This window comes from Modicisalibacter muralis (assembly GCF_900102945.1).
Lineage (GTDB): Bacteria > Pseudomonadota > Gammaproteobacteria > Pseudomonadales > Halomonadaceae > Modicisalibacter > Modicisalibacter muralis.
This window is the reverse complement of the sequence record NZ_FNGI01000001.1, coordinates 580,782-600,849: the sequence shown is the minus strand read 5'-3', so window position 1 is coordinate 600,849 and position 20,068 is coordinate 580,782. Positions and strand designations below refer to the sequence as shown.

At 62.4% G+C, this 20,068-nt stretch carries 16 protein-coding genes; 4 read left to right on the top strand and 12 right to left on the bottom strand.

Translation table 11 applies throughout. From position 1 onward, the window contains the following. Window positions 1-283 precede the first annotated feature (283 nt). The 4 genes from BLR92_RS02850 to BLR92_RS02835 all read left to right on the top strand — a co-directional run bounded on the left by BLR92_RS02850 (window position 284) and on the right by BLR92_RS02835 (window position 5,332). On the top strand, window positions 284-1,525 hold the full coding sequence (locus tag BLR92_RS02850; protein WP_245704031.1) for a paraquat-inducible protein A: 1,242 nt from the start codon (window positions 284-286) through the stop codon (window positions 1,523-1,525). Further along, window positions 1,518-3,170 carry an intermembrane transport protein PqiB gene (gene pqiB / locus BLR92_RS02845; RefSeq protein ID WP_089725279.1) on the top strand — a complete coding sequence of 551 codons (1,653 nt, stop codon included), beginning with the start codon at window positions 1,518-1,520 and terminating at the stop codon, window positions 3,168-3,170. Before BLR92_RS02850 ends, pqiB begins: the two co-directional genes overlap by 8 nt. 59 nt (window positions 3,171-3,229) lie before the next feature. Beyond that, window positions 3,230-3,802: a PqiC family protein gene (locus tag BLR92_RS02840; protein WP_089725277.1), complete on the top strand. Its 573-nt coding sequence runs from the start codon at window positions 3,230-3,232 to the stop codon at window positions 3,800-3,802. A 195-nt stretch (window positions 3,803-3,997) separates the two neighbouring features. Next, a complete protein-coding gene (locus BLR92_RS02835; protein WP_089725276.1) occupies window positions 3,998-5,332 on the top strand; it encodes a DEAD/DEAH box helicase in 1,335 nt (444 codons plus the stop codon). A gap of 105 nt (window positions 5,333-5,437) precedes the next feature. On the opposite strand, the gene BLR92_RS02830 is transcribed toward BLR92_RS02835, so the two are convergent. From BLR92_RS02830 to BLR92_RS02780, 12 genes are all read right to left on the bottom strand, one after another. Continuing rightward, entirely contained in the window at window positions 5,438-6,136 is a 699-nt protein-coding gene (locus BLR92_RS02830) for an RNA polymerase sigma factor FliA (protein WP_089725274.1), read from the bottom strand. Between the two features lie 150 nt (window positions 6,137-6,286). Next, window positions 6,287-6,727: a flagellar protein FlhE gene (locus BLR92_RS19650; RefSeq protein WP_175488701.1), complete on the bottom strand. Its 441-nt coding sequence runs from the start codon at window positions 6,725-6,727 to the stop codon at window positions 6,287-6,289. Further along, window positions 6,724-7,221, bottom strand: a complete 498-nt coding sequence (locus tag BLR92_RS19645) for a hypothetical protein (protein WP_175488700.1) — start codon at window positions 7,219-7,221, stop codon at window positions 6,724-6,726. The genes BLR92_RS19650 and BLR92_RS19645 overlap by 4 nt, the downstream gene beginning before the upstream one ends. Then, the gene (gene flhF, locus BLR92_RS02820) at window positions 7,218-9,548 is read right to left on the bottom strand and encodes a flagellar biosynthesis GTPase FlhF (RefSeq protein ID WP_089725271.1); all 2,331 of its coding nucleotides are present in this window, start codon (window positions 9,546-9,548) and stop codon (window positions 7,218-7,220) included. The genes BLR92_RS19645 and flhF overlap by 4 nt, the downstream gene beginning before the upstream one ends. After that, window positions 9,548-11,626 (bottom strand): flagellar biosynthesis protein FlhA, encoded by a 2,079-nt coding sequence (gene flhA, locus BLR92_RS02815; protein ID WP_089725269.1) that lies wholly within the window; start codon window positions 11,624-11,626, stop codon window positions 9,548-9,550. Before flhA ends, flhF begins: the two co-directional genes overlap by 1 nt. Then, complete coding sequence (gene flhB / locus BLR92_RS02810; protein WP_089725267.1) at window positions 11,623-12,789, bottom strand: flagellar biosynthesis protein FlhB; 1,167 nt, start codon at window positions 12,787-12,789, stop codon at window positions 11,623-11,625. Before flhB ends, flhA begins: the two co-directional genes overlap by 4 nt. 193 nt (window positions 12,790-12,982) lie before the next feature. After that, window positions 12,983-13,648 carry a protein phosphatase CheZ gene (cheZ, locus tag BLR92_RS02805; protein ID WP_089725266.1) on the bottom strand — a complete coding sequence of 222 codons (666 nt, stop codon included), beginning with the start codon at window positions 13,646-13,648 and terminating at the stop codon, window positions 12,983-12,985. 19 nt (window positions 13,649-13,667) lie between these two features. Further along, window positions 13,668-14,057: a chemotaxis response regulator CheY gene (cheY, locus tag BLR92_RS02800; RefSeq protein ID WP_089725264.1), complete on the bottom strand. Its 390-nt coding sequence runs from the start codon at window positions 14,055-14,057 to the stop codon at window positions 13,668-13,670. A 58-nt stretch (window positions 14,058-14,115) separates the two neighbouring features. Beyond that, entirely contained in the window at window positions 14,116-15,810 is a 1,695-nt protein-coding gene (locus BLR92_RS02795; RefSeq protein ID WP_089725260.1) for a methyl-accepting chemotaxis protein, read from the bottom strand. A 34-nt stretch (window positions 15,811-15,844) separates the two neighbouring features. After that, window positions 15,845-16,906 (bottom strand): protein-glutamate methylesterase/protein-glutamine glutaminase, encoded by a 1,062-nt coding sequence (locus BLR92_RS02790; RefSeq protein ID WP_089725258.1) that lies wholly within the window; start codon window positions 16,904-16,906, stop codon window positions 15,845-15,847. A gap of 67 nt (window positions 16,907-16,973) precedes the next feature. Beyond that, on the bottom strand, window positions 16,974-17,798 hold the full coding sequence (locus BLR92_RS02785) for a CheR family methyltransferase (RefSeq protein ID WP_245704030.1): 825 nt from the start codon (window positions 17,796-17,798) through the stop codon (window positions 16,974-16,976). A gap of 95 nt (window positions 17,799-17,893) precedes the next feature. Next, the gene (locus BLR92_RS02780; RefSeq protein ID WP_089725253.1) at window positions 17,894-20,065 is read right to left on the bottom strand and encodes a methyl-accepting chemotaxis protein; all 2,172 of its coding nucleotides are present in this window, start codon (window positions 20,063-20,065) and stop codon (window positions 17,894-17,896) included. Window positions 20,066-20,068 lie beyond the last annotated feature (3 nt).

The window sequence follows — 20,068 nt, the reverse complement described above, 5'->3', positions numbered from 1 at the left end:
GAGCATGATGCCCGACTCGCCAGTGACGGGCCAGTTACCAAGTTCGGCGCGCCGAATACATCCACTGATGAATGTTTTATCATGCTCGGGGCGGACCTTAGGGAACACTGTTCGATCCCCGTGACAATCGCGCTACACTGGCCGGTAACCAATTGTTGAAGGCAGTTTTCGAAATGACAGGAAAACCCGGGTGACCGATAGCCAAGTGCCGACGCTATCGTCTGCACAAGACGATGTCACACCGCCCGCTCATCAAGGGCATGTTCCACGCTCACGGCGGCGATTGCGTGCCTGCCATGAGTGCGACTGGCTGGTGGCGTTGCCGCCGCTACGCGCGGGACACAAGGCCGATTGCCCGCGTTGCGGCCATACCCTGGCGCAACGTCACTACAAACCGGCCCAGCGCAGCCTGGCGTTGGCCTTGGCGGCACTCGTCGCGCTGGGGATCGCCGCAGGTTTTCCCTTCGTCGGCTTCGGCTACAGCGGCATCGAAAACCGTATCGAGCTTGCCCAGACCGCGACCGGGTTGATCCGCTTCGATCAGTTGCCGGTGGCGATCGTCGTGGCCTTGACCATCATGGTGCTGCCGGCGCTCTACCTGCTCGGGGTGATATGGCTGCAAATCGGCCTGCTAAGGGGCTCGCCATTGCCAGCCAGCCGCGACATCGCGCGCTCACTCAGCCATCTTCATCCGTGGATGATGACCGATGTGTTCATCATTGGCGCGCTGGTCAGCCTGATCAAGATTGCCGGACTGGCCGAAATCTCTCTCGGTATCTCGTTCTGGTCGTTCTGTGCTTTCGCCGTGTTGCTGCTGGCAACCACGCAAACCATCGACAGCGACTGGATGTGGTTCTCGCTGGTCGGTGAGCCGCTCGCGCCGGAGAACAGCCACACCGGAACCACCGCCGCCGAACAGGGGCTAAGCGGTTGTCCCACCTGCGGATTGGTCAACCGCCTCGATACCCGCAAGCCCCGCTGCCGACGCTGCGGTGAACGCCTGCACGACCGCTTGCCACATAGTCTGCAGCGCACCTGGGCGCTCTTGTTCGCCGCCGCCTTGCTGTATCTACCGGCCAACCTTTACCCGATCATGATCACCACCAAACTCGGCAACAGCTCCCCCTCGACCATCATCGGCGGCGTCGTGCAATTGTGGCAGATCGGCTCCTACCCTGTGGCCACGGTGATTTTCATCGCCAGCATTCTGGTTCCGGTAGGCAAGTTGCTCGCTCTCGGTTGGCTATGCATCGCGGCCAAACGCAGCGCCGGGTATCACTCCACCATCCGCACGCGCCTGTATCACCTGACCGAATTCATCGGCCGCTGGTCGATGGTCGATATCTTCGTGGTGGCGATCCTGGCCGCGTTGATTCGTGCCGGCGCGCTGATGTCGGTCAGTCCTGGTCCCGCCGCGCTGCCCTTCGCAGGCGTGGTAGTGCTGACCATGCTCGCCGCGTTCACGTTCGATCCCCGCTTGTTGTGGAAACCTTCTTCGCCTGTCAAGGAAGCCCATCATGTCTGATGAGCATCGCGCCCAACGTCGCGTGCAATCGCGCCTCTCCCCGGTCTGGATCGTACCGCTAGTGGCCATAGTGATCGGCCTGTGGCTGGTTTACGACAACTATGCCCAACGCGGCCCGCTGATCACCCTGGAAATGCCCAGCGCCGAGGGCATCGAGGCCGGCAAGACGCTGATCAAGACACGCAACGTCGAAGTCGGCCGCGTGGAAAGCGTACGCCTCTCCGATGACCTGAGTCATACCGTCATTACCGCGCGCATGAGCCAAGACGCCGAGCGCATGCTCAACGAGGGCAGCAACTTCTGGGTGGTCAAGCCGCGCATCGGCCGCGAAGGTATCAGCGGTCTCGGCACCGTGCTGTCGGGTGCCTATATCCAGCTGCAACCGGGCCGCAGCGACGAACCCCAATACCATTTTCAGGTGCTCGAGAATCCGCCGGTGGCTCCGCCCGGCGCCGAAGGCATCCGCATCAATCTGGTCAGCCAGATCGGCAACTCGCTACGTGTCGGCGACCCCATCACCTACCAGGGGTTTACCGTGGGGCGGGTCGAAGATGCAACTTTCGACCCCAAGGAGCGCGAGATGCGTCACCGGCTATTCATCGAGGCACCCTATGATGTGCTGATTACCGAGAACACCCGCTTCTGGACGGCTTCGGGAATCAACCTGAGCCTCGACGCCCAGGGCTTCAACGTCAACATCGAATCGATCGAGACGCTGCTCGGCGGTGGCGTCACCTTCGGCATCCCCGAAGACATACCGATGGGCGCGCCAGCCGAGCCCGAGACAACCTACACGCTCTATGCCGATGCCGAGAGTGCCCTGCAAGGCACGTTCAATCGCTACCTGGAGTATGTCCTGCTGATCGACGACACCGTGCGCGGGCTGTCGAGCGGCGCCCCCGTGGAGTATCGCGGCGTACGCGTCGGTACCGTGGCCAGCGTACCCTGGCACTTTACCGCGCCACAGCCCGATACACGCCAGCAATTCGCGATTCCCGTGCTGATTCGTATCGAACCGCAGCGCTTGGGTAACGTAAACAACGGTGGCCAGCCCATCGATCTGAACGAGTGGCGCGAACGCTTCAAGAAGATGTTCACCGATTACGGCCTGCGCGCATCGCTCGAGTCCGGCAATTTGCTGACCGGCGCGCTGTTCGTCGACCTGAACTTCCGCGACGACGTCGAGGAATACACACCCGAAACCTTCGAGAACCGCCCCGTGTTCCCGACCGTATCGACCGGCTTCGCGCAGATCGAGCAGAAGGTCTCCAACCTGCTCGACAAACTCAACGGCCTGGAGATAGAACCGATCTTCGACAAGCTCGACCGGAACCTGGCCACCTCCGAGGCCACGCTCGAGGAGGTTCGCGCCACGGCCGAGTCGCTGCATGCGCTGCTCTCGGACCCGTCCATCCAGCAAATACCCGACAACATCAACGCCTCGCTACGCGAGTTGCAACAGACATTGCAGGGCGTGTCGCCCGGTTCGTCAGCGTATGACGAGTTGACCGGCACCCTGGAGAGTCTGGAAGCGCTACTGCGCGACTTGCAGCCGGTCGCTCGCACGCTGCGTGAGAACCCCAACGCGCTGATTTTCGATCAGCCCGATAACCCCGACCCCGTGCCCAGGGCACCTAGCCAATGAGGCGCTTTCAGGAATCGCTGAATAAATCGTCGAACGGAATGAAGCGCAGAGAGGTAATAATGAGACCGACACGCTTATTGTTCCCGTTGCTGTTGTTGTTATGGCTGGCCGGCTGTGCCGGCAGCCCCTCGTCGACCCTTCGCTATACGCTGCCATCGCCGCCGGTGTCCGAAGAGAGTGTCGCGGCCAGCCACACGCTGGTGCTGGATTCACTGGAACTGGCGAGCTTTCTGGATAGCGAAGGAATCGTGCTACAACGCAGCGATATCCTGTTGCATCAAGCCAATTCGCATCTGTGGGCCGAGGATCTCGAACGCCAGCTCACCCGGGGGCTGCGCCAGCGCCTCACCAATCGGCTTCCCGATACCCGTGTGCTAGGCACCGCCAGCAATGCCGATGCGCTCAGCCTGCGGGTCGAGGTCGATCAATTTCAGGGTCGCTATGACGGCATGGCCGTCGCCGGCGGGCGCTGGCAACTACACAGCGTCGATGGCGAATTGCTCGCTTTCGAGCCGTTTCAAGCCACGGTCGCGCTCGAAAGCGATGGCTACCCCGCGCTGGTCAGGGCATTGGGGCGTAGCTGGGACCAGGTCGCCGACGCCATGGCCGAGCGCATCGAGGCGTTGCGGTAAAACTGCCGATACTCATTGGCAAAAACTACGACGAAAGGTGCATCGCGCAATGCTTTCTGGCATGATGCGTCGCGCGACACCTTCGTCCCTCTGTCGCGGTCTCTCTGTCACCCCGATTTTCCCCACGCATTGGCCCGGGACCGGCGCCTCCTTCTATCATGGGCGCTTGGCGGATGCGTTTCATCCGGAGTTTGCATGAGCTTTTCCGAACTTGGCTTGCGCGGCGAACTACTGCGCGCGGTCGAAGAACAAGGCTATACCATTCCCACACCGATACAGCTCAAGGCCATACCCGCCGTTCTCAAAGGCGGCGATCTATTGGCGAGCGCCCAGACCGGCACCGGCAAGACCGCCGGTTTCACCCTGCCGCTGTTGCAGCGCCTGGCCGATGGCCCACGCCCGCAAGCCCGCCGCATTCGCGCCCTGGTGCTCACCCCGACGCGAGAATTGGCGGCCCAGGTCGGCGAAAGCGTCGCCACTTATGGGCGCTATCTTAAATTGCGCTCGCATGTGATTTTCGGTGGCGTCGGTGCCCAACCGCAGATCGATGCCATCCGCCCGGGCCTCGACGTGCTCGTCGCCACGCCGGGGCGCCTGCTCGATTTGCATCAACAGCGCCACATCGATCTGTCACGAGTCGAAACGCTGGTGCTCGATGAAGCCGATCGCATGCTCGACATGGGCTTCATCCACGACATCAAGAAGCTGCTACGCCTGCTGCCGGCCAAGCGCCAGAACCTGCTGTTCTCGGCGACCTTCTCCGACGAGATCCAGCAACTGGCCGGCAAGCTACTGGACGACCCCACGCTGATCGAAGTCGCCCGGCGCAACACCACCGCCGAGAGCGTCGATCAAGCCATTTACCGCGTCGATCGCGAGCAGAAGCGCGAGTTACTGGCGCATTTGATTCAACGCCACCAGTGGTATCAGGTGCTGGTTTTCACGCGTACCAAGCATGGCGCCAATCGCCTCGCCGAGCAGCTCGGCAAACAGGACATTCCGGCCATGGCGATCCATGGCAACAAGAGCCAATCGGCGCGTACCCGCGCGCTCTCCTCCTTCAAGGACGGCAGCCTGCAAGTGCTGGTGGCCACCGATATCGCCGCGCGCGGCCTCGATATCAGCGAACTGCCGCATGTCGTCAATTTCGAGTTGCCCAACGTGGCCGAGGATTACGTTCACCGCATCGGCCGCACCGGGCGTGCCGGCAGTGAAGGCCGAGCGGTTTCGCTGGTCTGCGTCGATGAACATGGCCTGCTGCGCAACATCGAAAGGCTGATCAAGCGCGACCTGCCCAAGCACATCGAGCCGGGTTTCGAGCCCGACCCCAACGCCAAGCCGGAACCGATCGAGAATGGCCGGCGCGGTGGTGGCGGGCGTGGTGGCAACGGCGCGCCTTCGCGACGCAACGGTTCCCCATCGGCCAATCGTAGTGGCGGCGAGCGCGGTAACGCAGGGCGCAATGCTGCCAAACGTGACGAGAGCGGTGACACGGCGCGGCGGCGGCGCACACGACGTCGTCAAGCCTGAGTTCGCTCGGCATTAACGTGAGCAGCAACGAAAGCAGCCCTGGGAAACGCTCCCGGGGCTGCTTCGCTATGAGATCAGAGATTTAACTCGGCTGGCGCCAGAAAACTACTCGACCAGTTTGGCGCGCAGTCTCGCCACCGCCTGACTATGCAACTGGCAGACTCGCGACTCGCTGACACCGAGCACCGCGCCGATTTCCTTGAGGTTGAGCTCTTCCTGATAATAAAGGCCCAGCAGCAGTTTCTCGCGTTCGGGCAACTGCTCGATAGCCGCCACCAATCGCTGACGCTGGTCGCCACTGACCAGGGCGTCAAAGGGCGAAGGCGGTGCACCAGCGCTGGCATGGGGTTCGTTGCCCTCGGCGACGATATCCTCATACCCCAGCAGGTTGCCGCCGTTGCTGTCGGCCAGGCGCTGGCGGTATTCTTCCAGGCTCAGCGACAGCGCCTTGGCTACCTCGCGCTCCTCCGCGGGACGCCCGAACTGCTGATCGAGGCGACGTATGGTTTCTTCGATCTCGCGAGCGTTGCGCCTGACACTGCGCGGCGCCCAGTCGCGGCTGCGCAGTTCGTCGATCATCGAGCCACGAATGCGCTGACTGGCATAAGTCGTGAAGCTCGCCCCCTGAGTCGAGTCATAGCGCCCCAGTGCATCCAGCAGCCCCACCATGCCGGCTTGAATCAGGTCATCGAGATCGACACTGGCGGGAAGCCTGACCTGCAGAGCCAACGCCTGGCGACGAACCACGGGCAGGTACTGGTTGAGTAATGCTTGTTGATCGATCTTACCCTGTGCCGTGTACATCCACTCGCCTCGAACCTATCGGAAAGTGACAGTCCGGCTCTTGGCCGGAGCACTGTCGATATTGGCATTATCGCCCTGTCGCCGCACTCGTTAAACGCTGAATACCCCAGCAAGCAGCGGGCTTTTTGCCCCTTAACATGGCTATCTTACTCAGTCGTAATCGACGATCACCTGCAAGCCTTCGATGCGTAACGGCTGGGTGGAACGAGCCGAGGCCGGCAAGCGAAAGCGGAATGTCAGCGGGGCATCGGCGCTCAGACCGGCCAATGCCTGGCTCTGCCCGCTCGGCGTCGATAGCATGATGCAGCGACGCGGATGACACAGCCAGGCTTCGGGACGCAGCGGCCCGGAAGGCGCCGTGAAGCGCCAGCGCAGGGTCCGGATATGCGCGCCATCGGCCAACTCGGGCGGTGGCGTCAGTAGCGTCGATTCCACCGCGCGACCCGGCGTGAACAAGCGCACGCTATCGGCATCGCCCACCCAGCTACCGGGCGCGGCGAATGCCTGGGGCGAAGCCGTGGCCAATAAAGCCATCAGCGCCAACCCGCCGACGACTATCTGCCCTACCAGGTTCATTGCCGTTGGTTTCATAGCGATTCGACCCGCCTGCGCGGCATGCCGATAACCAATAGATCGACACCCAGAAACTGAGCCGCCGCTTGCTGCAGGTTGTCGAGCAGACCGGCTCGCGAAGGCAGCGGCGGATGAACCAGCAGCAGGCGACTCGGGCCACCTTGCTGGCTGACTCGCCTTAGCGTCAGGTAGGCACGCCGGAAACCGTCCAGATCGTCGCCAACCCATAACGCCCAGCGTGGCTGTTGGGTCGTCAGCACCGCCAGATGCGGGCTGTGAGTATCCAGCGCCACCACACGCCAGGCCACCGGATCGCCGACCCAGCGCTGGCCCTGTGCATGCCAGCGTTCGAGCGCTCGACTGACCGGCTTTACATCGGCCTGCGCGCCATCCGGCAGGCCCAATACCATCAATACCCGCGAGGCCGGTCGTGAATCCGCTGTCCCGGTTGACGGCTCCGGCTGCGTCTCGGCCCAGCGCCGCAGGCCGGCGGCCTGATCCGCTTCGCTCACCGTCGCGCCTCGTCCCCGATGCCATGACCGCCCACCTGTACGAAAGCATCACGCGCGGTGAACAGGTGCATCAGTGCTTCCAACAGGACGCTCGGCGAGCGTGACCGTCGACCACCGAGCAGCCCCAACAATTGCGCACGAACATCCATTGCCCATGGCGCATGCTCCTGATCGAGTCGGCTAGCGACGGCCGCCAATCCCGCCGCGACCAGCAGCCGCAATTCGGGATCGACCCTTTGCTGGCCCGTTTCATCCAGACGCTGCCACGCGCGCCTGGTCAGCAACGGCAAGTCGTCATGTATCAGTTGCGCGACCATGCTCTCGATCAGCGCCGATTCCCGATCGTCATGGCGTGGCGCCAGCCAATAGCGCTGCGCCATTTGCCGGCCGCTATCGGCATCGCTCAGCGTGCCGAACCAGGCATTCAAAGACTCTCCGTCGATCCGTGTTACTGCCAGCCGGGAAACCGCCAGCCGGGTATCGTGACCACGATAGCGACAGTCGACCTGGGCACGCGGTTCGGCATGTGCCGCCAACGCCGCCAGGGTATAGCGCTCGCCGGCGGCGATGACCCGTGAATTGCCCTGGACAATGGCCAGCCACACGGCAATGCCGCGTTCGAGATATTCGCGCGCTGCAGCGGTTGGGCAATTCGGCAACAACTGCCAGCGCATGCCCAATTGACTCTCGGCCCAGTGCAGCCGTTCGGCCTCGCCGGCCGGCTGAAGGTGTGCCAGCCAGGGCAACGCCAGGGCGCGCCCCTCGGCATTCAGGCATAAGGCCGGCATCGGCCAGTCGGCGCCGCTAACCGTCGTCGAGCGAGCCCATAACATCGCTTGTGGCGGCTCTTTGCTATCCATGTCCCGCCACAGCGTGGGATCGAGCAACTCTGGCAAACGCCGACGCTGTTGCTCTAGCGGATAGCCCAATAACGGCCAAGCCTGCTCGAGCATGCCAAAGCCCGTGACTTCACGGCGCAATGTCGCCAACGCCGCGGCCAGGGCCCGCCCCTGGCCCAGCAGACCACGCGACAACGACTGCAAGCGACGCCCAGTCGGGGAGCGATGAAGGCCGCCCGACTCGGCAACGAAGCAGGACTCACCACCCGCTGCCAGCGCCTGCTCGATCAGCGGTTCGCGTTCGGCCAGGCGTAGATCCTCGGGAACCTGCTGACCGTGAGAAACGTAATGCAGACGCAGACCATGACGGATCGCGATATCCAGCACTGCGCCAAGCCTTGGCGCTTCGTCGACCTTGGTCAGAATCGCGCCATAGAGAGGCGCGCCGGCGGCCAGCGACGCGCGCTGATACGTATCGACCACCTCATCCAGCGTATCGCCATGGCTGGCGGCGTTAAGCAGCAACAAGCGGCGAATCGGGCGCGCGCTGTCGCCCTGCGTCGAGTCGCCGAGCATCGCGACCTGTCCGACCAGGCGTTGGTCGCGCTGGCTCATGCCTACGGTGTCGACGATCACCAGACGCTTGGCGGCCAAGCGGTCGAGCAGATCGCCGAGTGGCGCATCGGCCTCCAGGGCATGCACCTCGACACCCAGCAGCCGAGCATAGATACGCAACTGCTCGTGGGCGCCGACCCGGTAGCTGTCGGTGGTGACCAGCGCCACGTCCGCCCCGCCATGGCGCATGACGTAGCGCGCCGCGAGCTTGGCCGTGGTGGTGGTCTTGCCAATCCCGGTGGGGCCGATCAGCGCGAAGACGCCGCCGGCGTCGAGCAGCGCCGCCTCGTCATCGAGCGTTGGTAGACGCGCCGCGAGCTGACGCTTCAACCAGGCCTCGCCGGCCTCGCCATTCTGCTCGGCACCCCCCAGCTCGGCCGGCAACGTTTCCAGCAGTTCCGCAGCCAGGCGGGGGCTGAAACCGGCACCGAGCAGCCTATGCTGAAGGCGTTCGACCTCACTGTTCACGCCGTGTGTCGCCGACAGCGACAGGCTCTGCTGAGTCGTCAACAGCGCACGCAGGTCGTGCATTTCTCCCAGCACGCGCTCACTGAATGCCGCAAAATCGAGTGGCGTGCCTTGTGTCGTGGGTATCGGCGTTTCACTCGGTTCCGCGGCAGGTTGCGGCATCGAACGATTCGCAGGCGGTGGTGAACGGTGCGTGGGCACGCGCGGCGATGGCGCATCGGCAAGCCCTGGGGAGCCGGCCGGTCGCTCGGTCATGCGGCCATGGTCATCGTCGGCCAACGCGAGGATCTCGACCCCTTCGGTGACACGTCGATTGGACAGGATCAAGGCGTCCTCACCGAGCGCGGCGCGCACCTGGCGCATGGCGTCACGACTGTTGGCAGCCACGAATCGTTTCACGCTCATTAACGGCCTCCGATCAGGGTGGTAATTCGCAAGGTGCGGTCATCGGGAATCTCGGCTTGCGACATCACCACCAAATGCCGCAGCCGGCGCCGCAGGAAACGCGTCAGCAGCGCACGCAAGCCATGCTGAACGACCAGGACCGTGGGCTCGCCGCTGGCTTCCTGACGCTTCACGCCGGCCTCGGTCTGCTGCATCAAGGTTTCGGCGAGTCCCGGCTCCAACGCACCGCCGCCACTCATCGCCTGGCTGAGCACCTGCTCCAGATTGGCATCGAGTCCCATCACGTGTAGTTCGCTCTGGCCCGGGAACCACTGCTGGGTAATGGCTCGGCCGAGTGCCATCCGCACCACGGCGGTCAGCTCGTGAGCGTCGCTCTGCGGCGAGGCATGCTCGGCCAACGTATCGAGAATGGTGCGTAGATCGCGGATCGACACTTCTTCCTCGAGCAGGTTGTGCAGCAGACGCTGAAGTGTGGTCAGGGTAATGGCCTTGGGCACTACGTCCTCGACCAATGCCTTGTTCTCCTCGCCCATCTTGTCGAGCAGTTGCTGAACCTCGTAGCGGCCGAGCATTTCGCCGGAATGGCGATGCAACAAGTGATTGAGGTGCGTGGCGACCACGGTACCGGCATCGACCACGGTATAACCATAGACCTGGGCGTGCTCGCGCTGCGAACTATCGATCCATATCGCCGGCAGGCCAAAGGCCGGGTCCTCGGTCGGCGTGCCTTCGAGATGGCCCGATACCTGGCCGGGATCGATGGCCAGCCACTTACCGGGATAAGCCTCGGCGCGCCCTACCTCGACGCCTTTCAGGATAATCACGTAGGTGTTGGGGGTAAGTTCCAGATTATCGCGAATATGCACCACCGGTGGCAGGAAGCCGACTTCCTGGGCGAACTTCTTGCGTACGCTCTTGATGCGGCCGAGCAGCTCGCCGTTCTGGCGATGATCGACCAGCGGAATCAAGCGATGACCGACCTCCAGGCCCAAAGTATCGACGAGTTGCACATCGTCCCAGCTAGCTTCCGGCGCTTCCTGGGGCGGCGGTGGCGCGGTATTGATGGCTTCTTCGGTTTGTTTTTCCTGTGTGCGGTGGGTTATCCACCAGGCCAACCCAGCAAGCAGCGCAGTAATCAGCAGGAAGACGAAATTGGGCATGCCCGGTACCAGGCCCAGCAACCCCATCACGCCCGCAGCCAGAATCAGCACCTTGGGGTTGGCGAAGAGCTGGCCCATCATCTGCTGGCCGACATCCTGGTCGGTGTTGACCCTGGAGACGGTGACGCCCGCTGCGGTGGAGATCACCAGCGCGGGAATCTGCGCCACCAGGCCATCGCCGATGGTCAGCAGCGTATAGGTGCGACCCGCGTCGGCGAAGCTCATGTCGTGCTGCAACATGCCGATCAGCAAGCCACCGATGAGGTTGACCACCATGATGATCAGGCCGGCCACGGCATCGCCGCGCACGAATTTGCTGGCGCCGTCCATCGAACCGTAGAACTCGGATTCCTGAGTGATCTCGCTGCGCCGACGCTTGGCGTCGTCCTCGCCAATCAGGCCGGCGTTGAGATCGGCATCGATGGCCATTTGCTTGCCGGGCATGGAGTCGAGCATGAACCGCGCGCCAACCTCGGCGATACGTCCCGCACCCTTGGTAATGACCATGAAGTTGATGATGACCAAGATCAGGAACACCACCAGGCCGACGGCGAAGTTACCGCCGATCAGAAACTCGCCGAAGGCCTCGATGACCTTGCCCGCAGCGTCGCCGCCTTCGTTGCCTTCCATCAACACCACGCGAGTCGAGGCCACGTTCAGCGACAGGCGCAGTAGCGTGGTGAACAGTAGCACCGCCGGAAAGGCCGCGAAATCCAGTGGCTTCTGGGTGAACATGCTGACCAGCAACACCATGACCGCCAAGGCGATGTTAAAGGTGAAGAGCAAGTCCAGCGCGAAAGGTGGCAGCGGCAGGATCATCATCGACAGAATCATGATGATCAGTACCGGCCCGGCCAGCAGCTTCATGTTGGCATTGCCCAACAGATTCTGTCGGCCCAGTGAATTCATCAGGTTCATCGAGTGTCCTCGGAGGGTGAATCGCGTCCGGTCGCGTCATCCAGTTCGGCGGGTACCGGTAGGTCGAACGGCGTGTCGGGCGTCTCGCCACCCTCGCGCTGCACCTGCTTGATGCGAAAGGCCCAAGCCAGCACTTCGGCCACGGCGGTGTACAACTCCGCGGGCACTTCACGATCGAGATCGACATGGCGATACAGTGCCCGCGCCAGCGGCGGTGCTTCAAGTCGCGGAACGCCATGCTCCTCGCCCAATTCGCGAATCCGCGCGGCCACCGCATCGGCGCCCTTGGCGACCACCCGCGGCGCCGACATTTCACCGTCACGGTAGCTCAGCGCCACCGCATAGTGAGTGGGGTTGGTGACGATGACATCGGCCTCGGGCACCTTGCTCATCATGCGTCCGCGCGCCATGGCCTGCTGCTGCTGACGAATGCGCGCCTTGACCTGCGGGTCGCCCTCGGACTCCTTGTGTTCCTTGCGGATTTCGTCCTGAGTCATGCGCAATTTCTTATTGTGGCTCCAGAGTTGATACGGCACATCGATCAGGATTACCACCACCAGCGACAACACGATCAAGCCGCAGCACATCGCCGCCAGCTTCAAGGCATGAAATAGCGCTAACTGGACCGGCTGATCCATCAACGCCAGAAATTCGCCCTTTTTTTGCCATAGGAAGCTGAACGCCACGCTACCGACCAGCACCGTCTTGGCGATGCCTTTGGCCAACTCCGCCAATGCCTGGGTCGAAAAGAGTCGCCCGAGCCCCTTGATGGGATTGAGCTTGGACAATTGCGGTTGCAACGACTTGGCCGAGATCAACCAGCCGCCGAGCAGCGCCGGCGATACCAGGGCCAGCACGGTCAACAGCAGAAACAGCGGTAATAGCGCGACAAGGGTCTCGTTACCCAGTGCCCAGAGATGGGCCAGCATGCGCGCGGTGTCGAAAGCGATGCCACGATCGAAGAGAAACGCCTGCTCCATGACCAGGCTTAACTGGTCGTAAAGTAGCGCGCCCATCCCCCATAATCCTGCCACGCCACCCAGCAGGAGCATGAACGTCGACAGTTCGCGGGATCGCGCAACCTGACCCTCTTCACGCGCCTTTTCCATGCGGCGTGGCGTGGGATCCTCGGTCTTTTCCTCGTCGCTGCTATCGTCAGCCATGGTCCCCACGCCCGAACGGCGGTTAGAAAGGGTCAACGCTGGCTATTCTGCGCGGCAAGAGCAATCGGCAATCACGCAAAAAGCGCGACGAATCGGACGCTAATCCACGATTGTCGCGCATCAAGAGAACAATACGGGAGGAAAGCAGGCTCGGCGAAGGTCAGCCGAGCGCTATAGGGTCGGTCGTTTGTGCTCAGAAGCCCAATGAATCGAGCAGATCGTCTACCTGATCCTGGTTGCTGACCACATCGGCGCCGTCGGGCTTGATTTGGGGCCCGTTGAGCAGCGACGACTCTTTCTTTTCGCTCTCCATGGCCCGCTTCAGCTCCTTGCGGTCTTCGCTATCGGGTACATTATCGAGTAGCACTTGCACTAGCTCGTTCTCGATCTGCTTGATGACATCCATCATCCGCTTGATCACCTGGCCGGTCAGGTCCTGAAAATCCTGGGCCATCATGATTTCGAGCAGTTCGGCATTGGTGGCCTGAACCCGTGTGGGAACGTCGCCGAGATAGGCGCGCGTGTCCTTGACCAGTGACTTGGCCTCGTCGAGCTCCTTGGGTTCGGCAAACCACTCATCCCAGCGCTTGTCCAGCGCGTTGGCCTGGGTTTCCAATTGATCCTGAATCGGCTGGGCACGATCGATTGCATTGAGCGCTCGCTCGGCGGCCTGCTCGGTCATCGAGGCCACGTAGTTCAGCCGGTCGCGGGCATCGGGAATGGCCTCGGCGGCCTTTTCGATCTCTTTGTCGAGACCCAGCTCGCGCATGTTTGCCCGCAACGTGCGCGTCAGATGCCCGATTCGCTGAATCAGGTCTTCACCGTGGTGAGCTACGGCCTGCTGTGCTTCACCGCTCATGACTTGCCCTCCTCACGGCTCATTTGCCCAGTTTTTCGAAAATTTTATTGAGCTTTTCTTCCAGTGTCGCCGCGGTGAACGGTTTGACCACATAGCCATTGGCCCCCGCCTGCGCCGCGGCGATGATGTTTTCCTTCTTGGCCTCGGCAGTCACCATCAATACCGGCAAGGATTTCAGCGCATCGTCGGCACGAATCTGCTTGAGCATCTCCAGGCCATCGAGATTCGGCATGTTCCAGTCGGAAACGACGAATTCGAAGCCTCCGGCACGCAGCTTGCTCAGCGCATCCTGACCGTCCTCTGCCTCCTCTACGTTGGTGTAACCCAGTTCCTTGAGCAGGCTACGCACGATGCGTCGCATGGTGGGAAAGTCATCGACCACCAGAATGCTCATGTTATTGTCGGCCATCTCGTATCCTCGTCACAAAAGATCGTCATAAAAAGAGTGTTGCTCTACTAACCTAAACTCAGAATTCTTCCCAATCATCACCGCTCTCGGTCACCATCTCACGCTTGCCGGAGGGCTTGGAAGATTTTGCCGCCGCCAGCGCAGGCTGGCTGGGGCGCGGCAGAGCCGGCTCGGCACCAGCCGCATCGTTGGCACGACCGGACAGGCGGAACACCGCCACCGCCTGTTCCAGTCGGCTGGCCTGTTCCTCGAGCGAGGCGGCGGCGGCGGCGGCCTGTTGAACCAGCGCGGCGTTCTGCTGCGTCACCTCATCCATCTGGGTGATTGCGGTATTGACCTGCTCGATACCGTCGCTCTGCTCCTGGGAAGCTGCGGAAATCTCGTCCATGATGTCGGTGACCCGGCGCACGGCGCTAACCACTTCACGCATGGTGCTGCCGGCTTCCTCGACCAGCGTCGAGCCCTGCTGGACTTGCGCGACCGAACTGTCGATCAGCGACTTGATTTCCTTGGCGGCCGACGCCGAGCGACTGGCCAGGTTGCGTACTTCACCGGCGACCACCGCAAAGCCGCGTCCCTGCTCACCGGCGCGCGCCGCCTCGACCGAGGCGTTGAGCGCGAGGATGTTGGTCTGGAAGGCAATCGAATCGATCACGCCAGTAATATCGGCGATTTTCTTCGAACTGCCGGAAATGCCGTGCATGGTGGAGATGACCTGATCAACCACCTCGCCGCCACGCCCGGCCGTCGACGAGGCATCGTTGGCCAGGGTGCTGGCCTGGCGCGCATTGTCGGCGTTCTGCTTCACCGTCGCGGTAAGTTGCTCCATGCTGGCGGCGGTTTCCTCGATCGACGCCGCCTGCTGCTCGGTGCGCGACGACAGGTCGGCATTGCCGCTGGCGATCTCGCGCGTGCCGATATGAATCGAACCGCTGCTGTCACGCACGGTCCCGACCGTCTTCGACAGACCCTGTTGCATATCCCGCATCGCGGCAAACAGTTTGCCGATCTCGTTTCCAGTGAGAACCTTGATTTCCTGCGACAGATCGGCCTGAGCGATACGCTCGAGACTTTCCACCGCTTTATTGAGCGGGCGCACCACCATGGCGACCAACCCCATGCGCAAGGCGAGTAGCATCAACAGCGATGCCGCGACGACCGCCAGAATTACCATCTCGGCCATGCTCGCCGTGACGCGATAATCGGCCATCAACGCCTCACCACGCTCCTCGGCATAGCGAATGAAAGCCGTCATGGCCTCGTTGAGTACGGCCGTGGAGGCTTGAGTCTCCCCCTTGAGCGCCTGAAAACCGCCGGCATTGCCTTCCTTGAGTGCCTGCAACTGCGCCTGCACTTTCGCCAGTACGTCGCTGAAAGCGGCCGTCAATGGTTCGGTATAGGCACGCCCCTGTTCGGTCTTGGGCACCGCCTGAAAGGCGGCGAAACGCTCCTCCGCCCGTGCCAGCATGTCGCCAGCCTGCGCGAGTGCGACCTGCACCTCGTCGCCGCCCCCGAACATCGCCGCGTTGGCCTGGTCGCGAAGGCTCAGCTGTATCTTGAGCAGCAGCGATTCAGCGCGGGCGATTTCACTGACCTGTTCGACATTGATCTGGTTGAGCGTGCCGATCGAGTCCTCGCTCATGAGCTTGGTCGCATGACCCAGCCCCGCCACTACCAGAATGAAGACACCGAATAACACCACTACCGTGGTCAGCAGTGTATTGATCGAGAGGTTACTGAGCAGGCGTTTCATGCCGGCATCTCCTAGTGATTGACGTTAAAGCCATTCAAACCCGCTGCGCCCGACCGGAGGCCGCGACCTGATGCATGATCTGACCGGCCATTTGATCGAGCTCCACGATTTCAATAGCCGCATCCATGGCCACCGCCTCGCGTGGCATGCCGTAAACCACGCAACTGGCCTCGTTCTGCGCCAGGGTATAAGCGCCGGCCTGGCGCATTTCCAGCAGCCCAGCGGCGCCATCCTTGCCCATTCCCGTGAGAATCGCGCCAATCGCATTGCGCCCGGCGTGCTGTGCCGCGGAGTGAAATAGCACATCCACCGATGGACGATGCCGGTTTACCGGTGGGCCGTCGTCCAGGCTAACCACATAGTTGGCGCCGCTGCGCGCCAGCTTGAGATGGGCATCGCCGGGTGCGATATAGGCATGCCCCGGCAGCACCCGCTCACCCTCTTCGGCCTCCTTGACTGTGATCCGACACAGCCGATTGAGCCGCTCGGCGAAGGAGCGCGTGAACCCGCCCGGCATATGCTGAGTGATCAGGATCGCCGGAGTATTGGCCGGCAACGGTTCCAGCACGCAGCGGATGGCTTCGGTCCCACCCGTGGAGGCACCGATGATAATCAGCTTTTCACTGGAAATGAGCGGCGCCTTGATGGCTACCGGCGGCGGTGCATCCGCTCTGCGTGCAATACGCGGACGCGAGCGTGCCGCGGCGCGCAACTTGTCGGCGATCATGGAGCTGTATTCGAGCATGCCGCTACGAATGCCCATCTGCGGCTTGGCGACGAAATCCACCGCACCCAACTCCAGCGCGCGCAAGGTGATCTCCGAACCGGCCTGAGTCAGCGATGACACCATCAGCACCGGCATCGGTCGCAGGCGCATCAGGCGTTCGAGAAAATCGAGCCCATCCATGCGTGGCATCTCGACATCGAGTGTCAGCACGTCGGGATTGGTGCGCTTGATCAAATCTCGCGCTACCAGGGGGTCGGGCGCCGTCGCCACGACCTCCATATCCGATTGCGAGTTGATGATCTCGCTCATCAGGTCGCGAATCAGCGCCGAATCGTCGACGCATAGCACCTTGATCTTGGGTGCGCTCAAGGGCGTTCTCCTTTCCATTACCCGCCGCTAAATCCGGCAGAAGCAGCGGGCATTTTCTTATTGGGATTTATCGGCCAGCGGACGACCGACTTGAGGACGAATCGGCCCGTTCGTAGACGGTCTGGCCGCGCAGGCGAAATGCCTGACTGATGTAAGAGAAGTTCTCGGAATGGCCGGCGAAAAGGAGTCCATCCGGCTTGAGCAACGGCGCGAAGCGCTCGAGGATCGCGGCTTGAGTCTGTGTGTCGAAATAGATCATCACATTGCGGCAGAAGATGGCATCGAACGGGCCGCTGATCTGCCAGTTCGGCGCCAATAGATTGAGCGCTTGCAGCTCGACCATCGCCGCCAAATCCGGTCGAATCCTCGCCTGTCCGGCGCGAGCACCGCTGCCACGCAGAAAGAACCGCTTGCGTCGCACTTCGTCCAGCTTGGCGACCTGATCCAGCGTATAGACCGCCTCGCGCGCCTTGGCCAACGCATCGGTATCGATGTCGGTGGCAATCACCTGCGACTCGCGGGCGCGCGCTCCCAAGGTCTCGTTCAGGGTCATGGCGATAGAATACGGCTCTTCACCGGTCGAAGCCGCGGCACACCAGATACGCACCGGTCCGTTGCTCTTGGCGACATGATCGGCCAGCAAGGGGAAATGATGCGCCTCACGAAAAAAGGCCGTCAGGTTGGTGGTCAGTGCGTTGGTGAACGCCTCCCACTCCCTGGCCTGTGGCTGGCGCTCGAGACGCGCCAGGTAATCGGCAAAACGGGTTAAACGATGCTCACGCAAGCGACGCGCCAGGCGACTATAGACCATCTCGCGTTTATGCTCGGCGAGTACGATGCCGGCGCGCTGATAAATCAACTTGCGCACACGCTCGAAGTCCGTATCGGTCATTTCCAGATCGCGCTCGAGACTTCCGCCCGCCCAGGCGCCACCCGAGGCATGCAATCTCGGGGTAGCGACCTGGGCGGATTGGTTCACGATTGAGCTCAAAATGCTTCCCATTCATCGTCTCCCGCGGCGGAGCGCACCGCTTGCCTGGCAGGCTGGGGGGCCGCCAACTGCTCGCGCTCGCCCGCTTCACCCGTCGAGCGACGGGCCTCGGCGGCCTTGAAGCGTGTCTCGCGGCTGACCTGCTCCTTGCCGCTGCCACTCAAGCGCAGCACGGCGATGGCATTGGCCAACAGCGCCACCTGGCTGTCGAGGCTGATAGCGGCCCGCGCCGAGGTTTGTACGCGTTCGGCGTTCTGCTGGGTCACTTCATCCATCTGCGCGACGGCCTGGTTGATCTGTTCGATACCCCGGGTCTGCTCATCGGAGGCCGAAGCGATCTCACCCATGATGTCGTTGACCTTGAGCACCGAGGCGACGACCTGTTCGATCGAGGCTTCGGCACGCTTGACCAGTTCGGCGCCACCGTCGATTTCCTGAGCGGAGCCATCGATCAAGGTGCGAATCTCGCGTGCGGCATCCGCCGAGCGTCCGGCGAGATTGCGCACTTCGCCGGCGACCACGGCGAAACCACGGCCCTGTTCGCCGGCGCGCGCCGCCTCGACCGAGGCGTTGAGCGCGAGAATGTTGGTCTGGAAGGCAATCGAGTCGATCACCGCGATGATCTCGGAGACTTTCTTCGAGCTTTCGGTGATGCGGCCCATGGTATCCACCACCTGGCCCATCACTTCGCCGCTATCGCGTACCGAACCTGCCGCGCTGCCGGCCAAGCCACTGGCTTCGCGAGCGTTGGCGGCGTTCTGCTTCACGGTCGCGGTCATCTCCTCCATGCTCGAGGCGGTTTCCTGCAACGAAGCGGCCTGCTGCTCGGTGCGCGCGGAAAGATCCTCGTTACCCGAAGCGATGTCCTGCGACGCGGGGCGCACCACCGCCACGCTGCGATTGACGTCGCTGACGATGCTACCCAGGCTCTTGCGCATCGCATCCAGCGCGCGCATCAGTCGGCCCAGTTCATCGTCACGGTGGCTCGGCATGCTGGCGCCCAGATTGCCCGCGGCGATTTGCATGGTGAACTGCATCGACTCGCGCAATGGGCGGCGCATGGCGCGAATGCTGACGACTCCCATCACTACCAGTAGAATTAGCCCAGTCACCATCAGGGCAAGCTGTGCCATGAGCATCTGTTGACGTGCGGCAAGCGCCTCCTCGGCGAGTTCCTTGGCGCCCGCCTGCTTGGCCGCGACCAGTTCGTTAAGCACGCCGCTCAGACGGTCGCCCTCGGGCTCGAGCACATCGTTGTAACCCACATAGCCTTGATAGAAATCGCCACTGACCAAACTCGCGACGACGGCTTTCAAGCCGTCGTCGCGGTAACCCGTCAGCCCTTCGCCGAAGGATGTCGCGATATCGGTATGATTAGACTCGCGGGCCATGTACTCGCCCCACACCCGGTCGAGTTCGGCGACGATGCCTTCGACCTTGGCGGCCACGGCTTCCATATCGCCCGACATGGGGTTGCTCACTGGTCCTGCCACAGCGTCACGGCCCTGGGTCATCAGCTGGCCGATCTTTTGCAAGCGGGCGACATCCTCCAGTCCGTTACGGTTGAGTTGCTGAAGCCGCTGACCGGACTGCTCCAGACCATAAAGGCCCAGGCCACCACTGGCAGCCAATAGCAGCAGCGCCAGCACGATCATGGTGGTCATACGCCCTTGGAGGGTCCGAAAACGCAGGCGGCCCAACCAGCCGCGCAGGCCACTACGCTGGATACTGCCGCGTACCAGCCGTACGCCACGCGCACGCCCTTCGCCCATTTGTGCGTAGACACGCTCGGCGCGCTCGCACTCTTCCGGCGTAGCCTTGACCCGCACCGAGGCATAGCCCTGGACTTCGCCATTCTCGAGGATCGGCGTGACGCTGGCGTTGACCCAGTAATGATCGCCGTTCTTGCGTCGGTTCTTGATCAGCCCGTTCCATGTATCGCCGGCCTCAAGGGTTTGCCATAGATTGGCGAAGGCTGCCTCGGGCATATCGGGATGGCGCACGATGCTATGCGCCGCGCCGATCAGTTCGCCGCGTGTATAACCGCTGACCTCGACGAACGCCGGGTTGGCAAAGGTGATACGCCCCTTGAGATCGGTGCGGGTGATCAGGTAATGCTCGTCGTTGAGCTGATATTCACGTTGGGTGACCGGCTGGTTATCGCGCATGTT